This is a genomic window from Variovorax sp. OK605 (assembly GCF_900115445.1).
Taxonomy (GTDB): domain Bacteria; phylum Pseudomonadota; class Gammaproteobacteria; order Burkholderiales; family Burkholderiaceae_C; genus Variovorax.
The window spans coordinates 1-26,499 of sequence record NZ_FOWL01000024.1; the positions used below are offsets into that span (position 1 = coordinate 1).

The 26,499-nt window shown below is 68.9% G+C and carries 29 protein-coding genes; 16 read left to right on the top strand and 13 right to left on the bottom strand.

The annotated features are described in order from the left end of the window. The 8 genes from BM013_RS36610 to BM013_RS36645 form a co-directional block, all read left to right on the top strand. Positions 1-384: porin (locus BM013_RS36610; RefSeq protein ID WP_143098457.1), on the top strand; the 384-nt coding region annotated here is incomplete at its 5' end. Between the two features lie 84 nt (positions 385-468). Next, positions 469-723 (top strand): hypothetical protein, encoded by a 255-nt coding sequence (locus tag BM013_RS36615; protein WP_143098458.1) that lies wholly within the window; start codon positions 469-471, stop codon positions 721-723. Continuing rightward, complete coding sequence (locus BM013_RS36620; RefSeq protein WP_177225668.1) at positions 723-1,334, top strand: sensor histidine kinase; 612 nt, start codon at positions 723-725, stop codon at positions 1,332-1,334. The genes BM013_RS36615 and BM013_RS36620 overlap by 1 nt, the downstream gene beginning before the upstream one ends. 318 nt (positions 1,335-1,652) lie before the next feature. Next, complete coding sequence (locus tag BM013_RS36625) at positions 1,653-2,336, top strand: response regulator transcription factor (RefSeq protein ID WP_093134749.1); 684 nt, start codon at positions 1,653-1,655, stop codon at positions 2,334-2,336. After that, a complete protein-coding gene (locus BM013_RS36630; RefSeq protein ID WP_093134752.1) occupies positions 2,333-3,721 on the top strand; it encodes a sensor histidine kinase in 1,389 nt (462 codons plus the stop codon). The genes BM013_RS36625 and BM013_RS36630 overlap by 4 nt, the downstream gene beginning before the upstream one ends. 115 nt (positions 3,722-3,836) lie before the next feature. Further along, positions 3,837-4,325 carry a tripartite tricarboxylate transporter TctB family protein gene (locus BM013_RS36635; protein WP_093134754.1) on the top strand — a complete coding sequence of 163 codons (489 nt, stop codon included), beginning with the start codon at positions 3,837-3,839 and terminating at the stop codon, positions 4,323-4,325. A gap of 25 nt (positions 4,326-4,350) precedes the next feature. Continuing rightward, positions 4,351-5,862: a tripartite tricarboxylate transporter permease gene (locus BM013_RS36640; protein WP_093134757.1), complete on the top strand. Its 1,512-nt coding sequence runs from the start codon at positions 4,351-4,353 to the stop codon at positions 5,860-5,862. A gap of 85 nt (positions 5,863-5,947) precedes the next feature. Beyond that, positions 5,948-6,475, top strand: a complete 528-nt coding sequence (locus BM013_RS36645; RefSeq protein ID WP_093134760.1) for a hypothetical protein — start codon at positions 5,948-5,950, stop codon at positions 6,473-6,475. A gap of 21 nt (positions 6,476-6,496) precedes the next feature. Here BM013_RS36645 and BM013_RS36650 read toward each other — a convergent pair whose 3' ends face one another. Beyond that, positions 6,497-8,131, bottom strand: coding sequence for a hybrid sensor histidine kinase/response regulator (locus tag BM013_RS36650; protein WP_256221856.1), 1,635 nt, complete (start codon positions 8,129-8,131; stop codon positions 6,497-6,499). Continuing rightward, a complete protein-coding gene (locus BM013_RS36655) occupies positions 8,128-9,609 on the bottom strand; it encodes an ATPase domain-containing protein (RefSeq protein ID WP_093134763.1) in 1,482 nt (493 codons plus the stop codon). Before BM013_RS36655 ends, BM013_RS36650 begins: the two co-directional genes overlap by 4 nt. Positions 9,610-9,872: 263 nt before the next feature. Here BM013_RS36655 and BM013_RS36660 point away from each other — a divergent pair, with 263 nt between their 5' ends. Beyond that, on the top strand, positions 9,873-10,052 hold the full coding sequence (locus tag BM013_RS36660) for a DUF3606 domain-containing protein (protein WP_093134766.1): 180 nt from the start codon (positions 9,873-9,875) through the stop codon (positions 10,050-10,052). 25 nt (positions 10,053-10,077) lie between these two features. On the opposite strand, the gene ureG is transcribed toward BM013_RS36660, so the two are convergent. The 5 genes from ureG to BM013_RS36685 form a co-directional block, all read right to left on the bottom strand. Next, entirely contained in the window at positions 10,078-10,728 is a 651-nt protein-coding gene (gene ureG, locus BM013_RS36665; protein ID WP_093134768.1) for an urease accessory protein UreG, read from the bottom strand. A gap of 48 nt (positions 10,729-10,776) precedes the next feature. Further along, positions 10,777-11,223 carry a hypothetical protein gene (locus BM013_RS36670; RefSeq protein ID WP_143098459.1) on the bottom strand — a complete coding sequence of 149 codons (447 nt, stop codon included), beginning with the start codon at positions 11,221-11,223 and terminating at the stop codon, positions 10,777-10,779. A 28-nt stretch (positions 11,224-11,251) separates the two neighbouring features. Further along, positions 11,252-11,926 carry an urease accessory protein UreF gene (locus tag BM013_RS36675; RefSeq protein WP_093134773.1) on the bottom strand — a complete coding sequence of 225 codons (675 nt, stop codon included), beginning with the start codon at positions 11,924-11,926 and terminating at the stop codon, positions 11,252-11,254. 107 nt (positions 11,927-12,033) lie between these two features. Continuing rightward, complete coding sequence (ureE, locus tag BM013_RS36680; protein ID WP_093134776.1) at positions 12,034-12,648, bottom strand: urease accessory protein UreE; 615 nt, start codon at positions 12,646-12,648, stop codon at positions 12,034-12,036. Positions 12,649-12,698: 50 nt separating this feature from the next. Then, the gene (locus tag BM013_RS36685; protein WP_093134779.1) at positions 12,699-12,968 is read right to left on the bottom strand and encodes a hypothetical protein; all 270 of its coding nucleotides are present in this window, start codon (positions 12,966-12,968) and stop codon (positions 12,699-12,701) included. A gap of 28 nt (positions 12,969-12,996) precedes the next feature. Here BM013_RS36685 and BM013_RS36690 point away from each other — a divergent pair, with 28 nt between their 5' ends. Further along, complete coding sequence (locus BM013_RS36690; RefSeq protein ID WP_093134781.1) at positions 12,997-13,191, top strand: AbrB/MazE/SpoVT family DNA-binding domain-containing protein; 195 nt, start codon at positions 12,997-12,999, stop codon at positions 13,189-13,191. Here BM013_RS36690 and ureC read toward each other — a convergent pair. The 4 genes from ureC to BM013_RS36710 are packed head-to-tail and all read right to left on the bottom strand — an operon-like array spanning position 13,188 to position 16,190. Further along, entirely contained in the window at positions 13,188-14,930 is a 1,743-nt protein-coding gene (gene ureC / locus BM013_RS36695) for an urease subunit alpha (protein ID WP_093134783.1), read from the bottom strand. The genes BM013_RS36690 and ureC overlap by 4 nt on opposite strands. Next, positions 14,931-15,236: an urease subunit beta gene (locus tag BM013_RS36700; protein WP_093134785.1), complete on the bottom strand. Its 306-nt coding sequence runs from the start codon at positions 15,234-15,236 to the stop codon at positions 14,931-14,933. A gap of 11 nt (positions 15,237-15,247) precedes the next feature. Continuing rightward, complete coding sequence (locus BM013_RS36705; RefSeq protein WP_093134788.1) at positions 15,248-15,859, bottom strand: HupE/UreJ family protein; 612 nt, start codon at positions 15,857-15,859, stop codon at positions 15,248-15,250. Between the two features lie 28 nt (positions 15,860-15,887). After that, the gene (locus BM013_RS36710; protein WP_093134790.1) at positions 15,888-16,190 is read right to left on the bottom strand and encodes an urease subunit gamma; all 303 of its coding nucleotides are present in this window, start codon (positions 16,188-16,190) and stop codon (positions 15,888-15,890) included. A gap of 215 nt (positions 16,191-16,405) precedes the next feature. Here BM013_RS36710 and BM013_RS36715 point away from each other — a divergent pair, with 215 nt between their 5' ends. The 5 genes from BM013_RS36715 (at position 16,406) to BM013_RS36735 (ending at position 23,517) form a co-directional block, all read left to right on the top strand. Continuing rightward, positions 16,406-17,611, top strand: coding sequence for a DUF6402 family protein (locus tag BM013_RS36715; protein ID WP_143098460.1), 1,206 nt, complete (start codon positions 16,406-16,408; stop codon positions 17,609-17,611). Next, positions 17,611-18,009, top strand: a complete 399-nt coding sequence (locus tag BM013_RS36720) for a hypothetical protein (protein ID WP_093134794.1) — start codon at positions 17,611-17,613, stop codon at positions 18,007-18,009. The genes BM013_RS36715 and BM013_RS36720 overlap by 1 nt, the downstream gene beginning before the upstream one ends. Before the next feature lie 24 nt (positions 18,010-18,033). Further along, complete coding sequence (locus BM013_RS36725) at positions 18,034-21,660, top strand: hybrid sensor histidine kinase/response regulator (protein WP_371281672.1); 3,627 nt, start codon at positions 18,034-18,036, stop codon at positions 21,658-21,660. After that, entirely contained in the window at positions 21,657-22,688 is a 1,032-nt protein-coding gene (locus BM013_RS36730; RefSeq protein WP_371270876.1) for a response regulator transcription factor, read from the top strand. Before BM013_RS36725 ends, BM013_RS36730 begins: the two co-directional genes overlap by 4 nt. A gap of 160 nt (positions 22,689-22,848) precedes the next feature. Beyond that, complete coding sequence (locus BM013_RS36735; protein ID WP_256221857.1) at positions 22,849-23,517, top strand: hypothetical protein; 669 nt, start codon at positions 22,849-22,851, stop codon at positions 23,515-23,517. A gap of 40 nt (positions 23,518-23,557) precedes the next feature. Here BM013_RS36735 and BM013_RS36740 read toward each other — a convergent pair whose 3' ends face one another. Beyond that, positions 23,558-24,478, bottom strand: coding sequence for a LysR substrate-binding domain-containing protein (locus tag BM013_RS36740; RefSeq protein WP_093134797.1), 921 nt, complete (start codon positions 24,476-24,478; stop codon positions 23,558-23,560). A 136-nt stretch (positions 24,479-24,614) separates the two neighbouring features. Between BM013_RS36740 and BM013_RS36745 the strand changes: the two genes are divergently transcribed. After that, positions 24,615-25,799 (top strand): threonine synthase, encoded by a 1,185-nt coding sequence (locus BM013_RS36745; protein ID WP_371281675.1) that lies wholly within the window; start codon positions 24,615-24,617, stop codon positions 25,797-25,799. Positions 25,800-25,830: 31 nt separating this feature from the next. On the opposite strand, the gene BM013_RS36750 is transcribed toward BM013_RS36745, so the two are convergent. Beyond that, on the bottom strand, positions 25,831-26,457 hold the full coding sequence (locus BM013_RS36750) for a helix-turn-helix transcriptional regulator (protein ID WP_093134960.1): 627 nt from the start codon (positions 26,455-26,457) through the stop codon (positions 25,831-25,833). Positions 26,458-26,499 lie beyond the last annotated feature (42 nt).

Sequence of the window (26,499 nt, forward strand, 5' to 3'; positions counted from 1 at the left end):
CTGTCGAACGTGAAGAACAAGTTCAACACGGCGCTGAGCAACACGCACGACAGCTACAACGGCTACCTGTTCGGCGCAACGGTGCCGGTGGGCGCGGGCCTGATCCGCGCGTCGTACTCGGTGGTTCGCTACAACGAAGGCGCGGCCGGCATCACGGGCGAAGACCCGCGCGCGCAGAAGCTGGCCATCGGCTACGTGCACAACCTGTCCAAGCGCACGGCGCTGTACGCCACGGTGGCGCGCGTGAACAACCGCAACGACGCCAACTACACGGGCAGCCTGGTGTCGGCCAGCACCACGGGCTACGGCAGCGCGGGCGTCGGCTACACGGGCCTGCCGCGCTCGTCCACCGGCTACGACTTCGGCATTCGCCACGCGTTCTGACGCGGGGCTCGCACTGCGCGAGGGAAGAGGGCGCGCGCCCTTTTTCCTGCCCGCTCAGCCTGTTCATCCAGCACCGAGTTTTCAATGAACCGACTCAGACTCTTCGCCGGCGCTCTGGTGGCCGCCAGCCTCACGGGCTGCATCATGCTGCCCCCGCCGCCGCCCATGTTCCACCGCCCGCCGCCGGGCTTGCGGGGCGAGGGCGGCGCAGGCGCTCCGATGCCCTTCGGCGACGCGCGCCGGCCGCCTTCCGCACGCGAGCCTTCCGCACGCGACATGTGCGACGCGCGTTGCGCACCGGGCGAGCCCGACGCGCAGGCCGCACCGGGCGCGCGCTGATGGCCGCCGCGGGACAACTGCAGGCGGGCAACCTCGGCGCGATCATCGCGAGCGTGGTGCTTCTGGGCCTGGGCGGCGTGCTCTTCCTGATGGGCTCGCTGTTCGTCGCCAACGTCCGGCAGAGCGCGAAGGCGCGCGAACTCGCCGAGCAGGCCAGGAAGGACGCGCGGCAGCGCCAGGACGCCAGCCGCGTGCAGGACCTGCGCCCGCTGCTCGACGCCGCCTCGGGCGACACCGCAAGCCAGGGCATCCGCCTGGACATCCAGCTGCCGCCCGAAGCCGTGCCCGTGCTCGCGATCGAAGCCGAGCTGCGCGAACTGCTCGCCAAGGTCACGGCCTATGCGGCCAGCGTGATGCGCGCCGGTGCCACCTTGCAGGTGTCCGCGCATGCGCAAGGCGAGCAGGCGGTGATCCACTGGCGCGACCTCGATGCCGTCGATGCGCGGCCGCCGCTCGCACGCTTCTTCGACGGCTCGCATGCCGCCGCGGCGAGCGCTGCCGCGCGGGCCTGCGAACGCATCGCCAGCCACCACGGCGGGCGCATCTACTCGGCCCCCCACGCGGGCGGCGTGCTGGGGCTGACGCTGCGCCTGCCGTTGTTGCAGGCCTAGCGAAGCGCGGCTTCTTGCGGGCCTTGCCGGCCTTGACGGCCTTATCGGCCTTGACGGCCTTATCGGCCTTGACGGCCTTATCGGCCTTGTCGGCCGTGCTCCCCCGAACATGGACAAACGGTAATGAAGCGCCCGCGCTTTCTCTGGTTGAATCGCGGCTAGGATGGTCCCGGCGGCGCCGCGGGTGGATGGTGGGCCGGCCGACTCCATCGCCATGAGCACCAGAACGCAGTCATTTCCCGCTTCCCTTCTTCCTGTCCTTGCCCGCGCCCTTGCCCCGCACGAGGGGGCGGCCCTGAAGTGCTAGGCCCCACCGCCATGTGGCGCTGCCTCATCGTCGAGGACGACGCCGACAACGCGCGCTACATCGCCGACGGCTTCCGCTCGCTCGGCCATGTGGCGGTGATCAGCCGCGACGGCGCCGACGCGCTCGCGCGTGCCACGGGCGAGCCGTGGGACCTGGTCATCCTCGACCGCATGCTGCCCAACGACGTCGACGGCCTGTCGATCCTCTCGACCATGCGCGCGCTCGGCAAGAAGACGCCGGTGCTGGTGCTCAGCGCCCTGAGCGCGCTCGACGAGCGCGTGCGCGGCCTGAAGGCCGGCGGCGACGACTACCTGGCCAAGCCCTTCGCCTTTTCCGAGCTCGCGGCGCGCGCCGAGGCGCTGGTGCGCCGCTCGCGCACCGGGCCCGAGATCCGCATGCTGCAGCTGGCCGACCTCACGCTCGACCTGGCGCGCAGGCAGGTGGAGCGCGGCGGCCGGCCCATTGCGCTGCAGCCGCGCGAGTTCAGGCTGCTGGCCTATCTGATGATGCATCCGGGCCAGGTGGTCACGCGCACCATGCTGCTCGAAGCGGTGTGGGACTACCAGTTCGACCCGCAGACCAACGTGATCGACGTGCAGGTCAGCCGGCTGCGCGGCAAGCTCGACGCGGGCGGCGCGCCGACGCTGATCCACACGGTGCGCGGCGTGGGCTACACGCTGGCCGCGCCGCAATGATCAAGACGCTGCGCCAGCTGTGGCGCTCGGTCGGTTTCCGGCTGGCCTTCTACTACGGGCTGCTGGTGGCCATCACGATGCTCGCCGCGCTGGCCATCGTCTACATGCAGACGGTGGGCGTGCTGCAGCAGCGCATGGTGCGCCAGGTGGCCACCAGCATGCAGCAGCTCATGGTGCGCTACGACGCGCGCGGCGCCGGCGGCGTGGCCGGCGAGATCGCCAATGCGCTGTCGGACGGCCGCAACTCCGACAACGAGATCTACCTGCTGACCGACCGCGAGGGCCGCAAGCTCGCGGGCAACCTCGACCAGGTGCCCTCGGAAGCGCCCGACGCGGGCGACGGCGTGCACCGGCGCGTGGTGCGCGCGGGCCAGACCGTCATCGCCTACCTGGTGATGCGCACGCTGCCCGACGGCGGCCTGCTGGCGGTGGGGCATGACCTGCGCGACCAGGAGTCGATCGAATCGCTGGTGGCCAGCGCCAGCGCGGCGGCGGGCATCGTGGCGGTGCTGCTGCTGATCGGCGGCACCTTCGTCTTTCGCCAGGAGCTGGAGCGCAGCGTGGGCGCGGTGCGCCGCACGGCCGCGCGCATTGCGGCCGGCGAGCTGCAGGAGCGCGTGGCGCACTCCGGGCAGGAGGGGCAGGAGGACGAGTTCGCGCTGCTGGAGCACGACATCAACGCGATGCTCGACCGCATCCAGTCGCTGATGGACGGCGTGCGCCACGTGTCGAACACCATCGCGCACAACCTGCGCACGCCGCTCACGCGCGTGCTGGTGCGGCTGCGCGCGGTGGAAGGCGGGTTGGGTGTGGAGGCCCCCCAGCGCGAGGCCGTGGCCACGGCCATCCGCGAACTCGAAGAGCTCGCGGTGGTGTTCGAGAAGCTGCTGCAGATCGCCGAGGTCGAGGCCGGCGCGCGGCGCCAGCAGTTCGCGCCGGTGGCGCTGCACGTGATCGCCGACGACGTGGCGGAGCTGTACGAGGCGGTGGCCGAGATGCAGGGCATCGCGTTGCTGCGCGAGCCGGCCGACATGGCCGTGGCGCTGGGCGACCGCGACCTGCTCGCGGGTGCCGCGGCCAACCTGCTCGACAACGCGCTGAAGTACGCCGCGAACGGCCGCACGGGCGCCACGGTGCGCATCGGCACGCACACGGTGGACGGCCGCGCGCAGCTCTTCGTGCAGGACGACGGGCCGGGCATTCCGCCGTCGGAGTACGAACGCATCGGCGTGCGCTTCCACCGGCTGGATCGCAGCACGCCGGGCCACGGCCTGGGTCTGGCGAGCGTGCAGGCGGTGGTGGCGCTGCATGGCGGGCGGCTGCAGTTCGGCGACGCGAAGCCGGGCCTGCGCGCGTGCATCGACCTGCCGATGGCGCACGACTGAGCCGCGAACATTGCCGAACGGCAATGTTTTGTTCATACACACGAGGCCGCTGAATTCCTAGGATCGGTCGCGCACATCCCTGTGCCGATCAACGCAGTTCCAGGAGACATCAACGGTGAGAATCAAGAGTCAGAGAGACTTCTGCTCGGGCGTGCTTTTCAGCGCCTTCGGCGTGGCCTTCGCATGGGGCGCCACGACCTACAACGTGGGTTCCGGCGCCCGCATGGGCCCGGGCTACTTTCCCCTGATCGTGGGCATCCTCATTGCCCTCATGGGCGTGGCCATCACGCTCAAGGCGCTCAGCGTCGAGACGGAAGACGGCGAGCCCATCGGGCGCATCGCATGGAAGCCGCTGGCTTTCATCATCGGCGCGAACCTCATGTTCGGCGTGCTGCTCGGCGGCCTGCCGAGCATCGGCTTGCCGTCGATGGGGCTCATCGTCGCCATCTACGCGCTGACCTTCATCGCCAGCCTGGCGGGCGACAACTTCGGCTGGAAGGGCGTGACCCTGCTGGCCACCATCCTCGCGCTCGGCAGCTACCTGGCCTTCGTGGTCGCGCTGAAGCTGCAGTTCCAGGTGTGGCCGACCTTCATCGCAGGCTGATTCCCATAAGAACAAGACAAGACCAATGGACCTGATTACCAATCTCTCGATCGGCTTCGGCGTCGCCTTCACGGCGCAGAACCTCGTCTATGCCTTCGTGGGCTGTCTGCTGGGCACGCTGATCGGCGTGCTCCCGGGCATCGGCCCTGTCGCGACCATCGCGATGCTGCTGCCCGCCACCTATGCGCTGCCGCCTGTGTCGGCGCTGATCATGCTGGCCGGCATCTACTACGGCGCGCAGTACGGCGGCTCCACCACCGCGATTCTTGTGAACCTGCCCGGCGAGTCTTCGTCGGTGGTGACCGTGATCGACGGTTACCAGATGGCAAGAAAGGGGCGCGCCGGACCGGCGCTCGCCGCGGCGGGCCTGGGCTCGTTCTTCGCGGGCTGCGTGGGCACGCTGATCCTGGCGGCCTTCGCGCCGCCGCTGACCGAGCTGGCCTTCAAGTTCGGCCCCGCCGAATACTTCTCGCTGATGATCCTGGGCCTGATCGGCGCTGTGGTGCTGGCCTCGGGCTCGCTGCTCAAGGCCATCACGATGATCCTGTTCGGCCTGGCGCTGGGCCTGGTCGGTACCGACGTGAATTCGGGCGTGGCGCGCTACAGCTTCGACATTCCTGAACTCACCGACGGCATCGGCTTCATCGCCATCGCGATGGGCGTGTTCGGCTACGGCGAAATCATTGCCAACCTCGCGGTGCCCGAGCACGAGCGCGAAGTGTTCACCGCCAAGGTCAAGGGCCTGTGGCCCACCAAGCAGGACTTCAAGGACATGACGCCCGCGGTGCTGCGTGGCACGGCGCTGGGTTCGGCCCTGGGCATCCTGCCCGGCGGCGGCGCGCTGCTGTCGGCCTTCGCGGCCTACACCATCGAGAAGAAGATGAAGCTGAAGAAGGGCGAAGTGCCCTTCGGCAAGGGCAACATCCGCGGCGTGGCCGGGCCCGAGTCGGCCAACAACGCCGGCGCGCAGACCTCGTTCATTCCGCTGCTGACGCTGGGCATTCCGCCCAACGCCGTGATGGCGCTGATGGTGGGTGCCATGACCATCCACAACATCCAGCCCGGCCCGCAGGTGATGACCAGCAACCCGGAACTGTTCTGGGGCCTCATTGCCTCGATGTGGATCGGCAACCTGATGCTCATCGTGCTGAACCTGCCGATGATCGGCATCTGGATCAAGCTGCTGACCATTCCCTACAAGTGGCTCTTTCCGTCGATCGTGCTGTTCTGCGCGGTGGGCGTGTACTCGGAGAACAACAACACCTTCGACGTGTGGATGGTGGCCATCTTCGGCATCGTGGGCTATGCCTTCCTGAAGCTCAAGTGCGAGCCCGCGCCGCTGCTGCTGGGCTTCATCCTGGGGCCGATGATGGAAGAGAACCTGCGCCGCGCGCTGCTGCTGTCGCGTGGCGACTGGAGCGTGTTCGTCATGCGGCCGCTGTCGGCGGGCCTGCTGGCCGCCGCCGCGCTGCTGCTGATCGTGGTGCTGCTGCCCTCCGTGAAAGCCAAGCGGGAAGAGGCTTTCGTCGAGGAGTGACGCACCGGCGCAAGGCCCCGGGAAAGCGGCGCCACGGAACTCCGCGTCATACTCGCGGTCCCATGGTTCCGCCGCTTTTTCCCCGATGCCGAACGTGCGCCTTGCTGCTTCCCTGACATTTTTCCGTGCCCTTGCCGCCAGCGCGGCCCTTCTCTGCGCCGGTGCGCTGCATGCGCAGTCGCTGCCACCGGGCGTGCGCCTGGGCATGTCGGCCGAGCAGCTGCAGGCCGTGCTGCCCGCCGCCGAGCGCGTGCAGCGGCCGCAACGCCTGAGCGGCGGGCTGGTCGGCAACTGGCGCGCGGCGCCGGTCGAGATGGCCGGGCTGTTGTTCGAGCCGACCTTCTTCTTTGCCGCTTCCGAGTTGCGCCGCGTCGAGTATGTGGCGGCGGCGCAGGCCACGCCCGACAGCGGCGCCTCGGCCTTCACCGCCCTCGTGCAATGGGGCCGCGGCGTGTTCGGCGCCGAGCTCGCCTCGCGCGACCCGGGCACCGCCTACGCCGCATGGGTGAGCAACGACACCGACGTGTACGTGCAGCAGGTCAGCGACCCGCGCCGTGCCAGCGTGCGCCTGGTCTACAAGGCAAGGCAGCTGCGCGACGGCAGCGAGCTCTGACCTCTTTTCTTTTTTTTCTCTTTACCCGCTGCCGCGCTGCCCCAGCTTGCGCAGCGTGAGCGACAGCTCTTCCTCGTCCACCGGCTTCAGCAGGTGATGGTCGAAGCCGGCCCGCGCGATGCGGACCCGGTCGTCGGATTGGCCCCAGCCCGTGAGCGCGATCAGTCCCATGCCGTGGTGCTGCGGGTGCGCGCGAAGCCGGCGCGCCAGTTCGCAGCCGTCCATGCCCGGCATGCCGATGTCCAGGATGCCGAGCGTCGGCTCGAAGCCTTCGGCCATGCGCAGTGCTTCCGTGCCGCTGAAGGCCACGGCGGTCTGCGCGCCCAGCAGGCCCAGCAGGGCCGCGAGCGACTCCGCCGCGTCGCGGTTGTCGTCGACCACCAGGATGCGCTGCTGCGCGGCCACCGCCTCCAGGGAGGCACGGGCGTGCGTGCCGGCGCGCACGTCGTGGTCGAGCAGGGGCAGCGACACGGTGAACTCGCTGCCCTGGTTGGCACCCTCGCTCTTCGCGCTGACCGTGCCGCCGTGCAGCTCCACCAGGCTCTTCACCAGCGTGAGGCCGATGCCGAGGCCGCCCTGTGCGGCGCGCGCCGTGCCGCTGACCTGCACGAACATGTCGAAGATCGCGCCGAGCATGGCCGGCGGAATGCCCGCGCCGCTGTCCTTCACGCGCACCACGGCATGGCCGTGCGCGCCGCGCTCGACGAACACGTCGATGCGCCCGCCTTCGGGCGTGTACTTGGCGGCGTTGTTCAGCAGGTTGGAGAACACCTGCGTGAGCCGCACGCTGTCGCCTTCGACCGCGAGCGAGGCGTCGGGCATGTGCAGCGCGAGCGTGTGGCGGCCCGCGTCCATCAGCGGGCGGCTCAGCTCCACCGCGCCGCGGATCACCTGGTCGAGCGCGAGTTCGCCGAGCTGCAGTTCGATCTTGCCGCGCGTGATGCGCGAGACCTCCATCAGGTCGTTCACCAGGCGCACCATGTGCTCCACCTGGCGGCCCATGAGCTCGTAGTAGGGCAGCGCCGCCTCGGGCGCAAGGGTCTTGCGCTTGAGGATGGCCAGCGCGGTGCTCAGCGGCGCCAGCGGGTTGCGCAGCTCGTGCGCCAGCGTGGCGAGGAACTCGGTCTTGCGCTTGTCGGCTTCGCTCAGGTCCTCGAGGATCTTGCGCAGCTCGTACTGGCGTCGGCGCGCGCGCAACGCACTGCGCAGCGCGCTCACCAGCGAGGCCACGCGGATCGGGCGCTCCAGCACGGTGACGTTGGCCATGCCTTCCATGGCGGTGGTGATGGCGCGCGAGTCGGCGCCCTGCCGCGCGAGGATCAGCACCGGCAGGTCGGACCACGGCGGCTGGGTCGATACCGCGTCCGCGAGTTCGGCCGCGCCGGTGCCCGAGAGCATTTCCTCGGACACCAGCAGCGCGCCGGCGCCGCGCGGGATCTCGCGCAGCAACTCGTGCAGCGTGGTGCACACGTGCGCCTCGATGCCCGCGTGGGCCAGCACGGCGGTGGTCATCACCGCGTCCTTGGACGTGGCGGTGCGCAGCAGCACGCGCAACTGCGGATCGGCGGGCACCGGCACTGGCACCTCCGCGGGCATGGGCGCGGGCGCAGGCACCAGCGCCGGCGTGGTGGGGGCGGCCGTGGCAGCGATCGTCACGGTGGGACGGCCGCAACGCCGTCGACCGGCACGGGCACGCCGGTGAGGATGCCCCTGAATTGGCGCAGCGGCTCACCCACGTTCAGCCCGGCATGGTCCATCGAGAAGGCGCGGATCGAACGCTCGTGCACGCCGCCGCGCTTCTTGAGCACCGAGATGGCCTGGCGCACCTCGCCTTCGGACTCGAAGTAGCGCAGCAGCACGACCGCGTCGGCCAGGTAGCTGGCGTCGACCGGTGTCTGCATCTGCATGCCGATGAGCCCGTGCTGCGCGCCCACCAGGAGCGTGGCCACGCCGGACTGGCCGAGGTAGGTGAGCAGCTCGTGCAGCTGCACGATCAGGAAGCGCTCGTCGGGCATCGCGTTGAGGTAGCCGTTGAGACTGTCGATCACGATCACCGATGCCGAATGCTGCGTGACCGCCAGCCGTATCTCGTGCACCAGTTCGCCGGGCGACAGCTCGGCCGGGTCGACCTGCTTGATGCGGATCAGGCCCGACTCCAGGTACGGGTCGATCTTCATGCCCAGGCCGGTACAGCGCGTGCGCAGCGTGGTGATGCTCTCGTCGAAGATGAAGAGCGCCGCGGTCTCGCCGCGCTCGGCCGCGGCAATGGCGAACTGCACCGCCACCGACGACTTGCCCGTGCCCGGCGCGCCCACGAACAGCGTGCTCGTGCCTTTCTCGAGACCGCCGCCGAGCAGCGTGTCCAGCGGCGCGATGCCGCTGGGCAGCTTGGTCTGGGCGGTCTCGCGCACGTGTTCGGCGGCCACCAGCCGCGGAAAAACCTGCAGGCCGCCGCGGTGGATCTTGTAGTCGTGGTAGCCGCCGCGAAACGACTGCCCGCGGTACTTGACCACCAGCAGCCGGCGGCGTGCCGAGCCGTAGTCGGAGTTGGACTGCTCCAGCCGCAGCACCGCGTGCGCGATGCTCTGCACCTGCAGGTCGTGCTCGGTGGCGGTCATGTCGTCGAGCAGCAGCACGGTGCACTGGCGCCCCGCGAAGAACTGCTTCAGCGCCAGTATCTGCCGCCGGTAGCGCAGCGAGGTGCCCGAGAGCAGCCGCAGCTCCGACAGCGAATCGAACACGATGCGCGAGGGCTTGAGCGTTTCCACGTCGCTGAGGATGCGCAGCGTGGTCTCGCTGAGCTCCACCTCGGACGGATGAAACATCGTGTACTGCTCTTCAGGCTGCAGCGTGTCCTGCGTGGGGAGCATTTCTCGCATGTGGATGGCCGACAGGTCCCAGCCATGCGATGCGGCTACGCCGCGCAGTTCGGTCTCGGTTTCGGACAGCGTGACGTAGAGCACCGACTCACCCTGGCGCACGCCTTCCATCAGGAACTGCAGTGCGATGGTGGTCTTGCCCGCGCCGGGCGTGCCCTCCACCAGGTAGAGCCGGTTGGGCTCGAGGCCGCCTCCCATGACATCGTTCAGGCCTGGGACGCCGATGCTGAGAAGCCTGCGGGTGTTCGGCTCCATCGTGGTTCTCCATGAAACATACAGACACCCATTCCATCATGGAGCGCTCCAAAATGCATGCGCGCCCGGGCCAGCCGGGAAGCCAAACGCGTGTCGGCGGCCACGCCTTCGCACATCGCGAAATGCCGCGCACGCGCCATGGAATTTGTCCTGCACGCCGCGTCGGAACTGTCCGGCTGGCGCGCACCCGTCGGCGAGGAGACTCGCGTCTCCAAATTCCCGTTTCTACTTGCTCACCCTCTGCACCTTCCCAGGAGAAGACGATGCCCGACCACAGCGAGATCCGCATTCCGCAAGACGACGAACGGATCGACGTGACCGACCTCAAGGAGGTCGACTACTGGACCCAATGGTTCGGCGTGAGCGAAGAGCGCCTGCGCACCGCCGTGGCATCGGCCGGTACGGTGAGGGACGACCTGCGCGTCTACCTGGGCCTGCCCTGAACGGGCTTTCCGAACGCGTCGGCGTTCAGCCCGCGGCCAGCATGCCGCGCTCTTCGATGAACGCCACCACCTCGGCCACGCCGGTGAGGGTCTTGAGGTTGGTCATCACGTAGGGGCGCTGGCGGCGCATGCGCTGCGTGTCCTGCTCCATCACGTCGAGGTTCGCGCCCACGTAGGGCGCCAGGTCGGTCTTGTTGATCACGAAGAGGTCGCTCTTGGTGATGCCGGGGCCGCCCTTGCGCGGGATCTTCTCGCCGGCCGCCACGTCGATCACGTAGATCGTGAGGTCCGACAGCTCGGGGCTGAAGGTGGCCGCGAGGTTGTCGCCGCCCGACTCGACGAACACCACGTCGGCATCCGGAAAATCCTCCAGCATGCGATCGATGGCCTCGAGGTTGATCGACGCGTCTTCGCGGATGGCAGTGTGCGGGCAACCGCCCGTTTCCACGCCCATGATGCGTTCGGCCGGCAGCGCGCCGGCCACCGTCAGCAGGCGCTGGTCTTCCTTGGTGTAGATGTCGTTGGTGATGGCGATCAGGTCGTACTTGTCGCGCATCGCCTTGCAGAGCATCTCCAGCAGCGTGGTCTTGCCCGAACCCACCGGGCCGCCGATGCCCACGCGCAGCGGGGGCAGTCTCTTGGTGCGATGGGGGATGTGGTGCAGGGCGGAGGTCATGGTTCGGTTCCGGAAAAAAGTGCGTGTGTGTGTGTCGGTGCGCGCGGGCTACTCGGGGCAGGCCTCGTCGAATTCGCCGTCGAGGGTGCGGATGTGCAGCAGGTGTTCGACCCACCACGGCATCTCGAAGCCCAGCGAGATGGCGATGGCGCCGCCCGGGTCGTAGCCGGGCTGGGCCACCTCGACGAAGGAAGGCTTCAGCTGCGACCAGAGCGAGGCGGTGTCGAGCACCAGTCCGTCGGGGAGGATGCCGCCTTCGGCGATCACCTCGACCATGGGCGCGCCCGCAGCGTCGCGCAGCGCGGCGGCGTTGGCGAGCACCTTCTGCATCGCGCCGGTCTGCGCCGGCGTCGGTCCTTCGGCAGTCCCATGCACGCGCAGGTCGAACTCGCCGAACGGCGCGATCGCGATGCGGCCTTCCCATACCTTCGAGCGGCCTTCACCTTGCAGCGTGCCTGCGGGCGGCCATTCGACGGACTTGGGAAACATTGGCATCTGTGAGGACCTTGCGCGCGCGTGCGTGCTAGCTGCGGAAGAGGCGAGAGTATTGCGTTTCGTGCCGCGCCGAAAGCACGGCCAGCAGCGGGGCGAACGCCTGGCGCTCGTCGTCGGAAAGGGCCATGGCGCGGGTCACGGTGTCGGGGATCTCGCGGGCGAGCCGGCCCAGGATGCGCTGCCCCGCGCTCTGGCCCAGCGGCACCGCCTTGACGGCCGCGCCCACCATGTTCTCGGCCCAGCCGAAGGCAAACGCCAGGGCGCAGTCGTGCACCGGGGCGGTGGTGCGGCTCGCAGCGAAGGCGAAGGCCACGGGGTAGCTCGCGGGCAGGCCGGCGAGCACTGCGGCGGTGTCGGCGTGGTGCAGCTTGAGCCACTCGACGAAGGAGCGGCCCATCTGCTCGGTCTGCAGGAGGAACTCGGCCGACTCGCGCGTCACCATCACCCATTCGTTGAGTGCGTGGATGCGCGGCATGTCGTTCGTGCGCCAGGCCGAGACGGCCTGCGCGAAGAGCGCGAGATCGCCGCGCGCGAAGCTCAGGTGCAGTTGGTCGGACAGCCATTCGGCCGCGCGCGATTCGGAATCGATGCCGGCCCATTCGACCGCGGCCTCGACGCCCTCGGAATACGAGAAACCGCCGACGGGCAGCGCGGGAGACGCGAGCCAGATGAGTTGCAGGAGGCTTTGGCTCGCGTCAGGCATGTGCGCTTTCAACCTGTGGGGTCGCGATGGCGTGGCGGTGCTCGGGGCGCTTGCACAGAACACCGGGTGCTCGCGCGACGCGACCGGCCGAAGCGCCAGCGTTCATCTCAGTGGGAGTGCCCGTGGTGGCTGTGGTCATGGCCATGCGAATGGTCGTGGTCGTCCAGCAGCTCCGGTGCGAGCACGAGCGGCTTCGGGCCCTTGCCGCTTGTGTGCGAATGCCCATGGTCATGGCCGTGGCCGTGGCCGCCACCGTGCGCATGCTCGTGCGACCCATAGGCGCCGCCCTCGGGCTCGAACGCCTCCTCGACCGCCACGACGATCAGGTGCATCGATCGGAGCATGTCGGCCAGCACATGGTCGGGCTCGATCTTGAGGTGGTCGGGCTTGAGCTCGATCGGCACATGCCGGTTGCCCAGGTGATAGGCCGCGCGCGTCAGGTCGAAGGGCGTGCCGTGGGCCGTGCAGTGCGTGATGCGCAGCACGGGCTGCGGCGCCGCGATCACGCGCACCAGCGAGCCGTCTTCGGCCACGAGCACGTCGCCGCCGCGCACGGCCGTGCCGCGCGGAAGGAACACGCCGATCTGGCGGCCCTGGGAGTCGGTGGCGTCGAAGCGGCTCTTCTGGCGGATGTCCCAGTCGAGCTCGATGGTCGATGCCCTGCGGATCAGCACCGGAGCGAGCCCGGAGCCTTGAGGAAAAATCTTTGAAGCTGTTAGCACGTTCAATCCATCACAAACCAAAGAATGCCGAGTATGGAAGCAATCCCGGCTCAGCGTGTGCGGCTGGAGCCACGCGTGATCAGGCTCCATACGAAGTCGATGGCGTAGCCGAGGACGCTGCCGACCGACTCACCGAAGACCAGGCCTATCAGCCCGCAGGTCACCGCGCTGCACTGAACCACGTTCGTCCAGCCCAGGGTCTGCGGAATGCCCCACCGGTGGCCGCCCCACTGTATGAAGATGTTGATCAGAACGCCAAGGAATGCACCGAGCAGTGCGCCCAAGGCGCCTGTGACCACACGCCCTTTGACAAAATCCATTCTTCTTTTCCTCTTCGCTGCGACTCACATGACCACCGCGCTTCAAATCATCCAGATCGATGGCGAAGCGGGTGTCATCCTGCCAGATGAAGTGGTCGCCCGTTGGGGCTTGCAGGCGGGTGACGCTGTCTTGCTGACGCCCGCTGGTGACGGCGTCACGCTCGAATTCGTCGGCAAGGCGCTGAAAGTAGTCGAGGAGATCGTCAGAGAGATACCGCGTTAGAACAGGAAATACCGCTGCGCCATCGGCAGCAGCTTCGCCGGCTCGCAGGTCAGCAGGTGCCCGTCGGCGCGCACCGCATAGGTCTGCGCGTCGATCTCCATCTTCGGCGTGTAGCCGTTGTGGACCATGTGCTGCTTGCGCACGTTGCGGATGTTCTTCACCGCGCTGAGGTTCTTGCTCAGGCCGTAGCGTTCCTTGATGCCCGAGGCCAGGCCGGCCTGCGAGACGAAGGTCAGCGAGCTCCTGGCGAGCGAGCCGCCGTAGGCGCCGAACATCGGGCGGAAGTGCACGGGCTGCGGCGTGGGAATGGAGGCGCTCGGGTCGCCCATGGCGGCCATGGCGATGGTGCCGCCCTTCAGGATGGTGAAGGGCTTCACGCCGAAGAAGGCCGGCTTCCAGATCACGATGTCGGCCCACTTGCCGACCTCCAGCGAACCCACCTCGTGCGCGATGCCGTGCGCGATGGCCGGGTTGATCGTGTACTTGGCGACGAAGCGCCTGGCGCGGAAGTTGTCGTTGCGCTCGTTGTCCTCAGGCAGCTTGCCGCGCTGCAGCTTCATCTTGTGCGCGGTCTGCCAGGTGCGGATGATGACCTCGCCGACGCGGCCCATGGCCTGGCTGTCGGAGCTGAACATGCTGATGGCGCCCAGGTCGTGCAGCACGTCCTCGGCGGCAATGGTCTCCTTGCGGATGCGCGACTCGGCAAAGGCCAGGTCCTCGGCGATGCCGGCGTCCAGGTGGTGGCACACCATGAGCATGTCGACGTGCTCGTCGAGCGTGTTCACGGTGTAGGGCATGGTCGGGTTGGTCGACGACGGCAGGAAGTTGTCTTCGCCCACCACGCGCAGGATGTCGGGCGCATGGCCGCCGCCTGCGCCTTCGGTGTGGAAGGCGCAGATGGCGCGCCCGCCCACCGCCGCGATGGTGTTCTCGACAAAGCCCGATTCGTTCAGCGTGTCGCTGTGGATGGCCACCTGCGTGTCTGTGGCGTCGGCCACGTCCAGGCAGTTGCTGATGGCCGCGGGCGTGGTGCCCCAGTCTTCATGCAGCTTCAGGCCGATGACGCCGGCGTCGATCTGTTCGTGCAGCGCGTCCGGCAGGCTGGCGTTGCCCTTGCCCAGGAAGCCCAGGTTCATGGGGAACGCATCGGCGGCCTGCAGCATGCGCTCGATGTGCCACGGGCCCGGCGTGGCGGTGGTGGCGAAGGTGCCGGTGGCGGGGCCGGTGCCGCCGCCGAGCATGGTGGTGACGCCGGAAGACAGCGCCTCTTCGATCTGCTGCGGGCAGATGAAGTGGATGTGGCTGTCGATGCCGCCGGCGGTGACGATGTTGCCTTCGCAGCTGATGATCTCGGTGCCCGGGCCGATGACGATGTCCACGCCCGGCTGCACGTCGGGGTTGCCGGCCTTGCCGATGGCGGCGATGCGCCCGCCCTTCAGGCCGATGTCGGCCTTGACGATGCCCCAGTGGTCGAGGATGAGCGCGTTGGTCAGTACCGTATCGACGGCGCCACCGGCCGCAGGGCCGCTGCCTTTGCCGTCCCGGGTGCGCTGCGATTGCGCCATGCCGTCGCGGATGGTCTTGCCGCCGCCGAACTTCACCTCTTCGCCGTAGCCGCCGGCGCGCAGGGTGTAGTCGGCCTCGACCTCGATCAGCAGGTCGGTGTCCGCAAGGCGGACGCGGTCGCCCACGGTGGGGCCGAAGATTTCCGCGTAGGCGCGTCGCCCGATGGTGGCCATTTAGAGTTTTCCTTGAACCAGGCCGCGAAAGCCGTAGACGATGCGATCGCCCGAGAAATCGACCAGCTCGACCGTGCGTTGCTGGCCGGGCTCGAAGCGCACCGCGGCGCCCGAGGCGATGTTCAGCCGCATGCCGCGCGCGGCCTCGCGGTCGAAGCCGAGCGCGCCGTTGGTCTCGGCGAAGTGGTAGTGCGAGCCGACCTGGATCGGCCGGTCGGCGGTGTTCTGCACCACCAGCGTGAGGGTGCGGCGGCCGGGGTTGAGCGTGTGCTCGCCGTCGTCGGTGAAAAGTTCGCCGGGGACCATGGCAGCCGGCCTCAGATGGCTTGTGCCAGCAGCGTCGCGCCCAGGCCGACGACGGCGGCGCCGGCCACGCGCGGCAGCCAGGCGTTGGCACGGCGCAGCGACCAGCCCAGCGCGATGCCCGCCACGTGCAGCAGCACCGTCGCGCCGACCATGCCGGCCAGCGTGAGGGCCGCGCCGCCTTCGCTGGCGAGTTCGTAGCCGTGTGCCACGCCGTGGAACACCGCGAACACGCCGACCACCGCCGTGGCGACGACGGCCGGCAGGTGCACGCGCGTGACCACCAGCAGGCCCAGCACCAGCAGCGAGGCCGCGATCATCGGCTCGACCGCCGGCAGCTGCACGCCGGCCAGACCCATCAGCGCGCCCACCAGCAGCATGCCGGCGAAAGCCAGCGGCGCCCAGAGCAGGTCGGGCCAGGCGCGGCGCGCGGCCAGGGCGCTCCAGAGGCCGACCGCGACCATGGCGGCCAGGTGGTCGGCGCCGGTCAGCGGGTGCAGGAAGCCGGTGGTGAAGCCGTGGTGCATGCCGCCGTCGACGCCGGTGTGGGCGCTGGCTGCCAGCGGCAGCACGGCGGCGAGAAGGGCCAGGGTCTTGGCGACGGTGGGAACGGTCGGGTGGCGCATGGAAGGTCTTTCTTTTTCTGGCTGCGGTTCAGACGATGGGCTGGTGGACGGTCACGAGCTTGGTGCCGTCGGGGAAGGTGGCTTCGACCTGGATGTCCGGGATCATCTCGGCGATGCCCTCCATCACGTCGGCGCGGGTCAGCACGGCGCGCCCGTCGCTCATGAGCTCCGCGACGCTCTTGCCGTCGCGGGCGCCTTCCATCACGGCGGCGGAAATCAGCGCGATGGCTTCGGGGTAGTTGAGCTTGAGGCCGCGGGCCTTGCGGCGTTCGGCCAGCAGCGCCGCGGTGAAGATCAGCAGCTTGTCTTTTTCGCGCGGGGTCAGTTCCATGGGATCGGCATCGGGTGGCGGGAGGAGGCGGCCATTATGGGCAGGCTGGCTTCTTTGCAACAGTCGTGCCGTGTTCGCCAAAAGTCGTACGGATGGCACAAAAGTGCACTGAAACAGGGTCCGGCGCTCGTCCGCGCAGGCCCTGATGGAGCCCGAACCCGCGCCTGCCGCGCCAATACTCCGCACCGGTGTTCGAACACAGGGGAGGGGAAAAAATGCAGCCACAGGCAGGCGGAAAGATCGACTTCCACAGGTCAAGCAATTTCATGCGTTCCTGGTCGCCGCAGACCGGCGAAATCTGCAGGGAGGACGTCGCGCTGTCCACGAGCCGGGCGCCTCCGCCGGCGGTTGGCAAGCCCGTCGGTCACAGCGAGCGCAAATCGGTGGAGGTGCCCGCCAGGAAAAAGGCGAAGGAAGATCCGTACGTCAACGCGACGCTCGGGGCGATCAAGGTGGCAGAAGCGGTGTCCGGTGCTGCGGCCAGCCTGCAGCGCTGGCTCCAATCGCCTCCACCTCCGCGCTCACCAAAGGAGAAGTCGAAGCCCGTGCAAGCCGTGCCGCCGTTCGACATCCAGGACATTCCCGGGGCGATGCGCAAGATCGGCGCGCCGGTGGGCGCGGACCTGATGGACAAATGGTTTGCGGGGCAGTTGAACTACCCGCCCACGCCTGCCGACGAGCGCAATGGCATCAACCAGAACGGCGTGCCTTATCCGGCGGGCATGATCGATTCCACCTCGGTAAAAATTGATTGGGTGATGAAGTTTGCGAGGGCCAAAGCGGGACTGAACGATCTGATGTCCCGGCTCGCAACGCCAAGCGCACAAAGGGAGATCGCAAACGCGTTGCGCCCGTACCGGAACCGGCAGGACATCCGGCCTTGGCTTGAATGCCAGAGCGACATCGTTCGGTTTCACAAGGAGTTCCAGTTCCAGCAGGCGCCTGTCGATGGCACCCTGAGCCAGAAGCTGACGCAATTCATCACGCAGTCGCTTTTCAATGAAGGCGTTCCGGACGACCTGACGTGCGCCCTGGGCTCGTTCAATCTTTATGCGGCGGTCTCGCAGGCCTGGTTCGACCACAAGAACAAGTCGGCTGTCGTGACCCATGTTTCCGTGTACGTGAAGGACAACTTCACATTCACGGACGCCGCGGGCAACGCGTCGCAGTACCTCGGGCACTGGAGCCGCAGCCATGTCGCGATCGTTCCGGCTCACCAGGTCGCGGCGCTCTCCAACGTCGGGTGGCTCGACCACGCGGTGGTGCAGGGCAGTGTGTACGCCAAGGACGCCGTGCTGTATCCCGTCAAGAACACGGACTTCCGCGCTTGGCAACGCAAGCACAACCAAGGCGGCGATTTCATCATCTACACCGACCGGCTCACGATGAAACTGGACACGCCGATCAGGGTGGCCTTGTGATGTCCGACGTTCGCACCATGCTGCGCCAAGGTGCCCGCGTCTTGCGGTGGGCGCTTTGCCTCGCGGTCGTTGTCCTTGGCGTCAAGTATTGCTTCGAGGTGAAGGCCCGCGTTCGCGCCGACCACCATCCTGACGAGTGGTGGAGCGAGGTTTCGCCCGACCCGGGCGGGGCTTATACGGCCAGACTTGTCTTCACGAGCCGCACCACGATTCTGTTGCGGCTCTATCGCACGGGCGAGCCGACGCTGCTGGCGGAACGGTCGTACACGGAGGCCGGTGTTGCGCTTCGTTGGGCAGAGGACGGGTTGACCTACGACATCGCCGACGAATCGTTCCTGGGCGGCGGCATCCGGCTTCCCCCCACCCGGCTGGACAACCTGCTCGCCAAGCTGCCCTGAGCCTGCGTTCCCTGCGGCCGACGGATGGCACGAAAGCTGCACCGAAACGGTGTGAGCCCCACCGATACGCCGACCTCCCCAGACGACGCCCCCCAGCGCATCGTCAAGGTCCGGCGCGACTACAACAGCTGGGTTGCCAGCGAGACGCTGGAAGACTACGCGCTGCGCTACACCCCTCAGCGCTTTCGCAAGTGGTCCGAATGGCGGGTCGCCAACACGGCCTTCGGGGCGGCTTCATTCCTGATCCTGGAGGCGGTGGGCGCCACGCTGCTGGTGCAGTACGGCTTTGCCAACGCCTTCTGGGCGATCCTGGCGACCGGGCTGATCATCTTCCTGGCGGGCCTGCCGATCAGCGTGTACGCGGCGCGCTACGGCGTCGACATGGACCTGCTCACGCGCGGCGCCGGCTTCGGCTACATCGGCTCCACGCTCACCTCGCTGATCTACGCGAGCTTCACCTTCATCTTCTTCGCGCTCGAGGCGGCGGTGATGGCCTATGCGCTGGAGCTGGCGCTGGGCATTCCGCCGGTGTGGGGCTACCTGGTGTGCGCGCTCGTGGTGATCCCGCTGGTCACGCACGGGGTGTCGGCCATCAGCCGGCTGCAGCTGTGGACGCAGCCGCTGTGGCTGCTGATGCTGGTGGTGCCCTTCGGCTATGTGCTGGTGCGCGATCCTGGTGCGTTTACGGGCATCGTGCACTACAACGGTGTTCGCACCGGAACGCAAGGCTTCAATCTGCACCTGTTTGGCGCAGCCCTGACGGTCGGCATCGCGCTGATCACGCAGATGGGCGAGCAGGCCGACTACCTGCGCTTCATGCCCGCGCGCACGGCCGGCACGGCGCGCCGCTGGTGGGCCGGGGTGCTGGCCGGCGGGCCGGGCTGGGTGGTGCTGGGAGTTTGCAAGATGCTGGGCGGCGCGCTGCTGGCGTACTTGGCGCTCACGCACATGGTGCCGGCCGACCGCGCGGTCGACCCCAACCAGATGTACCTGGCGGCCTACGAGTACGTGTTTCCCAACTACGGCTGGGCGGTGGCGGCCACGGCGCTGTTCGTGGTGATCTCGCAGCTCAAGATCAACGTGACCAACGCCTACGCCGGCTCGCTGGCCTGGAGCAACTTCTTCTCGCGCGTGGCGCACAGCCACCCGGGGCGCGTGGTGTGGGTGGTGTTCAACGCGCTCATCGCCTTCATGCTGATGGAGATGAACGTGTTCGAGGCGCTGGGCGACGTGCTCGGGCTGTTCGCCAACATCGCCATCGCCTGGATGATGGCGGTGGTGGCCGACCTGGTCATCAACAAGCCGCTGGGGCTGTCGCCGCCGGGCATCGAGTTCAAGCGCGCGCACCTGTGGGACATCAACCCGGTGGGCGTGGGCGCGATGGCGCTGGCTTCGGTGCTGTCGATCACCGCGCACCTGGGTGTGTTCGGGCCGCTGGCTCAGGCGTTCTCCGCGCTCATTGCGCTCGGCACGGCGCTGGTGGCGTCGCCGCTGCTGGCCTGGGCCACGGGCGGCAAGTACTACCTGGCGCGCGGCTCCGACGAGGCGCACGGCGCGGTGGCCTTCGCGCCGGCCGAGGGCGGGCGCGCGGTGCGCTGGGCGCGGGTCGAAACCGGCAGCTACCAGCGGCTGAAGGTGCAGCACTGCGTGATCTGCGAGCGCGAGTACGAAGGGCCCGACATGGCGCATTGCCCGGCCTACCAGGGGGCGATCTGCTCGCTGTGCTGCACGCTCGACGCGCGCTGCGGCGACCTGTGCAAGCCGCACGCGAGCCTGTCGGCGCAATGGTCGGCCGTGCTGCGCTGGCTGCTGCCGCGCCGCAGCTGGCGCTACCTGGACACGGGGCTCGGGCACTTCCTGCTGCTGATGCTGGTCATCGTGCCGCTGCTGGCCGTGGTGTTCGGCGTGCTCTATCAGCAGGAGCTGCGGGCCTTCGGCGAAGGCGCGCTGGAGCTGGCCTCCGAGGCCGACGTGGCCGCGGCGCTGGCCGGCGTGCAGAAGCTGTCGCTGCGCTCGGGCTTCCTGAAGGCCTACATGGCGCTGCTGGTGATTGCGGGCATCGTCGCGTGGTGGCTGGTGCTGGCGCACCAGAGCCGCAAGGTGGCGCAGGAAGAGTCGAACCGCCAGACGCACCTGCTGGTGCGCGAGATCGAACTGCACCGCGAGACCGACCGCGCGCTGCAGGCCGCCAAGCAGAGCGCCGACGAGGCGCGCGAGATTGCCGAGCACGCCAAGCTCGCGGCGGAGCAGGCCAAGCAGGCCGCCGACCAGGCCAACCAGGCCAAGAGCCGCTACATCAGCGCCATCAGCCACGAACTGCGCACGCCGCTCAACAGCATCCTGGGCTATGCGCAGCTGATGGGCGAAGACCCGTCGGTGCCGCCGCACCGCCAGCAGGCGGTGGCCGTCATCAAGCGCGGCGGGGAGCATCTGCTGTCGCTCATCGAGGGCACGCTGGCCATCGCGCACATCGAGGCGGGCAAGCTCACGCTGCATGCGCAACCGATGCGCTTCGCCGACACGCTGCGCGAGCTGGCCGACATGTTCGAGCTGCAGGCGGCCGAGAAGGGCCTGCAGTTCCGCTTCGAGGCCGCGGGCGCGTTGCCCGAGGTGGTGCGCGCGGACGAGAAGCGGGTGCTGCAGATCCTCATCAACCTGCTGGGCAATGCGATCAAGTTCACGGCGGCGGGGCAAGTCACGCTGCGGCTGGCCTATGCGCGCGAGTTCGCTTCGGTGGAAATCGAGGACACCGGCCCCGGCATGCCGGCCAGCGAAATCGAGCGCATCTTCGAGCCGTTCGCGCGCGGCAATTCCGCCGGCGCGTCGGCGGCGCCCGGCGCGGGGCTCGGGCTGACCATCGCCAAGATGCTGACCGACCTGATGGGCGGCGAGATGAAGGTGAGCAGCACGCCGGGCGTGGGGTCGCTCTTCTGCGTGCGCCTGTTCCTGCCGCGCGTGCACGACGCCGTGCCGGGCGCGGCGCGGGCGGCGCCGGCGCCACGCGCGCGGCGCGGCTACGAAGGCCCGCGCCGCCGGCTGCTGGTGGTCGACAACGAAGAGGCCGACCGCGACCTGCTGGGCCATGTGCTGGCACCGCTGGGCTTCGAGCTGCGCAGCGCCGCCAGCGGGCACGACGCGCTGGACCTGATTGCCGCCGGCTACCGGCCCGACGCGATGTTCGTCGACCTCGCCATGCCGGGCATCGACGGCTGGGAAACCATTCGCCGCGCGCGCAAGCTGGGGCTGACCGGGGCTGCCGTGGCCATCGTTTCGGCCAACGCTTTCGACAAGGGGCTCGACAACGACGTGGGCATTGCGCCCGAAGACTTCTTCGTCAAGCCCGTGCGCCACTCCGAACTGCTCGACTGGCTCGAGCGCCGGCTCGGCCTGCAATGGACCGACACCGCCGCCAGGCCCGCGCCCGTTGCCGTTGCTCGCCCGCTGCAGGCCCCCTCGCTGGCGCGCCTGCGCGCGCTCGAAGAGGCGGTGGAGCTGGGCTACTTCCGCGGCATCATGAACCAGCTCGACGCCATCGATGCGGCGCAACCCGAATGCGCGACGTGGACCGACGCGCAGCGCGTGCTGGCGCGCCAGTTCCAGTTCGAAGCCATGAGCCGCGCGCTCGCCGACGCCGTGGAGAGCGCCGCATGACCCAGACGCCGATTCCCATCATGGAAACATCAGCGCTCGCCCGGACGCTGCGCGAGCAGCAGGGCGCGAACAGCGACCTCGTGCTGATCGTGGACGACGTGCCCGACAACCTCGCCGTGCTGCACGACGCGCTCGACGAGTCGGGCTACACCGTGCTCATTGCCACCAACGGCGAGCAGGCGCTGCAGCGCGCCGCGCAGGCCCGCCCCGACATCGTGCTGCTCGACGCGATGATGCCGGGCATCGACGGCTTCGAGGTGGCGCGCCGGCTCAAGGCCGATGCGGCCACGGCGCACATTCCCATCGTGTTCATGACGGGCCTGACCGAGACCGAGCACCTGGTGGCGGCGCTGGAGGCCGGCGGGGTCGACTACGTCACCAAGCCCATCAAGCCGAAGGAAGTGCTGGCGCGCATGAACGTGCACCTGCAGGGCGCGCGCCGCGCGCGGCAGGACGCGCGCCAGGCCGGCCAGGCGCGCAACGCGCTCGACGCCTTCGGCTACGCGAGCATCACGGTGCGGCTGCCCGAGGGCCGGCTCATCTGGCAGACGGCGCTTGCGCGCGACCTGCTGCAGCGCTACTGCGAGACCCGCGCGCCCGAGACGCCGCCGGCGGTGCTCGACTGGCTGCGCAGCCACACGCCCGATGCGCGGCAGCGCGGCATCGAACCGCCGCCGCTGTCGATCGTGCAGGGCGCCAGCAGCCTCACGCTGCGGCTGCACCAGCAGACCAGCAGCGACGACGACGGCGACGAGTGGATGATCATCATGCGGGAGGTGTCAGACACCGGCGTGATCGAGGCCATGAGCCTGAGCCTGAAGCTCACGGCGCGCGAGGCCGAGGTGCTGTACTGGGTGGTCAAGGGCAAGACCAACAAGGACATCGGCGAGATCCTGGGCAGCAGCCCGGCCACCGCCAAGAAGCACCTGGAGCGCGTGTACGTGAAGCTGGGCGTGGAAACGCGCACCGCCGCGGCTGGCGTGGCCATCAAGCGCATCCGCGAGTTGCAGCCGCAGTTCGAGATCTGAAGGCGGGGGCCACATCGGCACCGGCGGCCGGTACGGCGGCGTCACGTCATGGCGCCGACTTTCCGCGTCCCTAGAATGCTCCGCGGGCCCTGGGATGCGCGCGATGAAGAACAACAACCCCGAACGAACGATGACGACCCGGCCGCCACGCGCCGGCGGAATGCTTGCGGCTTCCCTGCTGTTCGCGACCTGGTGCGCGAGCCCGGGCGCGCACGCCGCCGGACATTTCGACGTGGACGACGCCGGCACGCTCGACCCGGGCCAGTGCCAGTACGAGACCTGGTGGGGCCGTACGGGGGTGGAGCCCGTCACGGGCTTTCACTTCGGGCCGGCCTGCCGCGTGGGCCCGGTCGAGCTGGGCCTGAATTTCGACCGCACCTCGGTGGCGGGTGTGCACTCGGTCACCGGCGGGCCGCAACTCAAGTGGAATTTCTACGGGCCGGCGGCCGATGCGCCGTTGAGCGCGGCCGTGTCGATGAGCGCGGTGTTCGACCTGAAACGCGGCGGCCGTGCCGGCGGGCAGTTCGTGGTGCCGCTCACCTGGCGGCCGCTCGAGAGCCTGCAGCTGCACGCCAACCTGGGCGCCGACTGGGCCAGCGGCACCGGCGCGCGCACCTCGCGCGCGGGCGCGGCGGCCGAGTGGGCGCTGAACGACACCGTCTCCTTCATCGCCGAGCGCAACCGCGCGTCGAACGTGTGGACCTCGCGCATCGGCGGGCGCTTCAGCCTCACGCCGCTCATCAGCGTGGACGTGAGCGCCTCGCGCACCGGGCCGCGGCATGTGCGCGGCTTCGTGATCGGGCTGAACCACGAGTTCACCTGGAAGTGAACCGCCGCGGCTATACCGGCTGTCCCGGCTGTCCCGGCTGTCAGCGCAGGTAGCGCTGGATCCGCTTCTCGTCCTCGGCCAGCTGCTGGCGCATGAGCGAGATGAAGTCCCGCGCGGTGGCCGACAGCGCCTTGCCCGCGGGCAGCGCCAGCAGGCAGGTGAAGTTCACGTCGACCGAGAACTTGCGCACCACCAGCCCGCGCTCGGCATAGTCGAGCGCGGTGATCGGGTTGACCAGGCCCACGCCCAGGCCGCGCAAGGCCATCTCGCACACGCTGGCCGCGTAGGGCGTCTGCACCAGCACGCGCAGCGCCACGCCGTACGGCGCCAGCGCGGCCTCTAGCCGCTGGTGCGTGCGGTCTTCGGGGTTGAACGAGAGGAAGGGCGCCTGCGCCAGTTGGTCGGGCTCGATGGTCTTGAAGCGCGCCAGCGCGTGGCCGGGCGGCATCACCACCACGCCGGGCAGGCGCGCGAAGGTCGAATGGTCGATGCCCTCGAGCGGGAGCTCGTCGGCCATCAGCCCGAAGTCGGAGATGCCCATGGCCACGCGGTCGCGCACGTCCTTCGAGCTCAGCACCTGCAGCGACACCTGCGGCCAGGGGCTCGCGCCGCGGTGCGCCTTCAGCCGTGCCAGCGCGCGCGGCATGAAGCTCAGGCCGTAGGCGGGGAAGCAGCTGATCTCGAGCTGGCTCACGCCGAAGTCGCGCAGGCTGCGCACGCGGTGCTCGATGGCGTCCATGCCGATGAACACGCGCTCCACCTCGATCCACAGCGCGCGCGCCTCGGGCGTGGGCACCAGCCGCCCGCCGGTGCGCTGGAACAGCAGCATGCCGGCTTGCGCCTCGAGCCGCTTGAGCGACTGGCTGATGGCGGGCTGCGTCACCTGCAGCAAGGCCGCGGCCTTGCGGGTGGAGCTGCCGCGCATCAGCGCCCGGAACGTTTCGATCTCTGCAAATCGCATCGATAAGTTTTGTTATCGGTTGAGTAACTTGGGCTGCGTAATTTTATTTCCGTTTGCATAAGATTTGGGCACCACTCTCAATGCATGACCCGTGACGACATCGCCCGTTCTGGACCTCAAGTTCGCCATGCCTTCCATGGACCGCCCTGCCCATCCCTCGGGAAATCCCTTGGGTGTGGTGCGCGACCGGACGCCCAAGCCCGCGCGCAACCCGCAGCTGCGCGGCCTGCAATGCCTGCGCTGCGATGCGCTCTACCCGGTCACGCTCACGCACGACGGCTGCCCGGCCTGCCGCCGCGCGGGCTTTCACGTGGCCTTGCGCGCCAGCTACCTGCCGGACAGCGCCGAGACCGTCCCGATGCCCTACGGCCCCGGTTTCACGCTCGGCGAAGGCGGCACGCCGCTGCACGACATGCCGGCGCTGGCCGGGCAGTTCGGCGTGGCGCGGCTGAGCATCAAGGACGAGTCGTGCAACCCCACCGGTTCGCACAAGGACCGCATGACCGCCGTGGGCGTGGCGCAGGCGCTCGACTTCGACGCCCACACGCTGGTTCTGGCCTCCTCGGGCAATGCGGCCGTGTCGGCCGCGCACTACGCCTGGGCCGCGGGCCTGGGCTGCGAGGTGGCCACCTATGAGGGCATGCCGGCCACCTACGCGCGGCAGCTCGACGCGCTGGGCGCGCGGCGCTACATGTTCGCCGACAACGCGGGCCGCTGGGCCTTCGTGCGCGAGCGCTCGCAGCATCCCGGCTACTTCGCGCTGACCAACTACCGCCTGCCGGCGCTGGGCAGCGCGCCGCTGGCGATCGAGGGCTACAAGCCGATTGCGCTGGAGTGCGTGACCGACGGCGGGGTGCCGGACCACATCGTGATCCCGACCGGCCGCGGCGACCTCGGCTGGGGCGTCTACGCGGGCTTTCGCGACCTGCTGGCCGCGGGGCGCATCGCGCGATTGCCGCGGCTGTGGCTGGTTGAGCCGTTCCCGCGGCTGTCGCGCGTGCTCGACGGCGGCGCCATCGACGCCAGCTACCCGGGCCACACCGCGCAGCTTTCCACGGCGGGCGCCACCGTCACCTACCTGCAGTGGCAGGCGGCCAGCGCCACGGGAGGCGGCGCGGTGGTGGTGAACGACGAGGAGGCCCGCGCGGCGCGGCGCCTGCTCACCGCGGCCGGCGTGAGCGCCGAGCTGTGCGCCGCCGGCGGCCTGGCGGCACTGCGGCAACTGCGCGCCAGCAACGCCGTGGCGCCCGATGCGCACGTGGTGCTGATGCTGACGGCCAACGCGTCGAGCGACCCGAGCTGGCCCGACCGCGCCGCCTGATCGCCGGCAGGCCGCAACAGGCTAGGCAGACTTACTTCGCGTCGCTGTACACCGTCGCGCGCGACACGCCCATGTGCGCCGCGGCAATCTCGGCGCCCCGGCGCACCTCCAGCAGGCCCGCCTTCTTCAGTTCCTGCACCAGCTGCTTGCGGTCGGCCGGCTTGAGCGAGCGCGAGGTGGTGGCGCGCGCGGCAGCGAACTCGTCGATGCGCGCGTGGATGCGGTCCGAATGCGCGCCGCCCGCCTCGAGGTGCTCATGCACTTCCTTGTCGTCGATGCGTGTGAACTGCGAGATCGCGCCCTGGAAGCTCTGGAACAGCGTGAGGTCGACGTTCAGGCACAGCGCGGCCACGTACTCGCCGCTGTCGTCCTTGATGCCGATCGACGTGCTCTTGACCTTGCGCCCGTCGGGAAAGGTGTTGGCGTAGTTCACGATCACCGCCGGAAATTCCGGGTCGCGGATGCGCGCCAGGCCCAGCTCGGTGACCGACTCGCCCACCTGTCGGCCGCTCAGGCTGTTCTCGATCGCGTAGATCGCGTTCTGCGGGTTGCTCAGGTCGTGCACCACCACTTCGCAGAAGGGCGCAAAGGTTTCGCCCAGGCCCTCGGCCACGTTGCCCAGCATCTCCAGGAGCTGCTTGTTCGACTTCTTCTTCATGGGCAGCAATGTATCCAGCTCTGGACGAAGAATCCAACATAT

What these genes read in the sequence shown, in the direction of transcription:
- BM013_RS36615 (WP_143098458.1), top strand. Translation starts at nt 469, where the DNA reads ATGAACCGACTCAGACTCTTCGCCGGCGCTCTGGTGGCCGCCAGCCTC.
- BM013_RS36620 (WP_177225668.1), top strand. Translation starts at nt 723, where the DNA reads ATGGCCGCCGCGGGACAACTGCAGGCGGGCAACCTCGGCGCGATCATC.
- BM013_RS36625 (WP_093134749.1), top strand. Translation starts at nt 1,653, where the DNA reads ATGTGGCGCTGCCTCATCGTCGAGGACGACGCCGACAACGCGCGCTAC.
- BM013_RS36630 (WP_093134752.1), top strand. Translation starts at nt 2,333, where the DNA reads ATGATCAAGACGCTGCGCCAGCTGTGGCGCTCGGTCGGTTTCCGGCTG.
- BM013_RS36640 (WP_093134757.1), top strand. Translation starts at nt 4,351, where the DNA reads ATGGACCTGATTACCAATCTCTCGATCGGCTTCGGCGTCGCCTTCACG.
- BM013_RS36645 (WP_093134760.1), top strand. Translation starts at nt 5,948, where the DNA reads ATGCCGAACGTGCGCCTTGCTGCTTCCCTGACATTTTTCCGTGCCCTT.
- BM013_RS36655 (WP_093134763.1), bottom strand. Translation starts at nt 9,609, where the DNA reads ATGGAGCCGAACACCCGCAGGCTTCTCAGCATCGGCGTCCCAGGCCTG.
- BM013_RS36660 (WP_093134766.1), top strand. Translation starts at nt 9,873, where the DNA reads ATGCCCGACCACAGCGAGATCCGCATTCCGCAAGACGACGAACGGATC.
- ureG (WP_093134768.1), bottom strand. Translation starts at nt 10,728, where the DNA reads ATGACCTCCGCCCTGCACCACATCCCCCATCGCACCAAGAGACTGCCC.
- BM013_RS36670 (WP_143098459.1), bottom strand. Translation starts at nt 11,223, where the DNA reads ATGCCAATGTTTCCCAAGTCCGTCGAATGGCCGCCCGCAGGCACGCTG.
- BM013_RS36675 (WP_093134773.1), bottom strand. Translation starts at nt 11,926, where the DNA reads ATGCCTGACGCGAGCCAAAGCCTCCTGCAACTCATCTGGCTCGCGTCT.
- BM013_RS36685 (WP_093134779.1), bottom strand. Translation starts at nt 12,968, where the DNA reads ATGGATTTTGTCAAAGGGCGTGTGGTCACAGGCGCCTTGGGCGCACTG.
- BM013_RS36690 (WP_093134781.1), top strand. Translation starts at nt 12,997, where the DNA reads ATGACCACCGCGCTTCAAATCATCCAGATCGATGGCGAAGCGGGTGTC.
- ureC (WP_093134783.1), bottom strand. Translation starts at nt 14,930, where the DNA reads ATGGCCACCATCGGGCGACGCGCCTACGCGGAAATCTTCGGCCCCACC.
- BM013_RS36700 (WP_093134785.1), bottom strand. Translation starts at nt 15,236, where the DNA reads ATGGTCCCCGGCGAACTTTTCACCGACGACGGCGAGCACACGCTCAAC.
- BM013_RS36705 (WP_093134788.1), bottom strand. Translation starts at nt 15,859, where the DNA reads ATGCGCCACCCGACCGTTCCCACCGTCGCCAAGACCCTGGCCCTTCTC.
- BM013_RS36710 (WP_093134790.1), bottom strand. Translation starts at nt 16,190, where the DNA reads ATGGAACTGACCCCGCGCGAAAAAGACAAGCTGCTGATCTTCACCGCG.
- BM013_RS36715 (WP_143098460.1), top strand. Translation starts at nt 16,406, where the DNA reads ATGCAGCCACAGGCAGGCGGAAAGATCGACTTCCACAGGTCAAGCAAT.
- BM013_RS36720 (WP_093134794.1), top strand. Translation starts at nt 17,611, where the DNA reads ATGTCCGACGTTCGCACCATGCTGCGCCAAGGTGCCCGCGTCTTGCGG.
- BM013_RS36725 (WP_371281672.1), top strand. Translation starts at nt 18,034, where the DNA reads ATGGCACGAAAGCTGCACCGAAACGGTGTGAGCCCCACCGATACGCCG.
- BM013_RS36730 (WP_371270876.1), top strand. Translation starts at nt 21,657, where the DNA reads ATGACCCAGACGCCGATTCCCATCATGGAAACATCAGCGCTCGCCCGG.
- BM013_RS36735 (WP_256221857.1), top strand. Translation starts at nt 22,849, where the DNA reads ATGCTTGCGGCTTCCCTGCTGTTCGCGACCTGGTGCGCGAGCCCGGGC.
- BM013_RS36740 (WP_093134797.1), bottom strand. Translation starts at nt 24,478, where the DNA reads ATGCGATTTGCAGAGATCGAAACGTTCCGGGCGCTGATGCGCGGCAGC.
- BM013_RS36745 (WP_371281675.1), top strand. Translation starts at nt 24,615, where the DNA reads ATGGACCGCCCTGCCCATCCCTCGGGAAATCCCTTGGGTGTGGTGCGC.
- BM013_RS36750 (WP_093134960.1), bottom strand. Translation starts at nt 26,457, where the DNA reads ATGAAGAAGAAGTCGAACAAGCAGCTCCTGGAGATGCTGGGCAACGTG.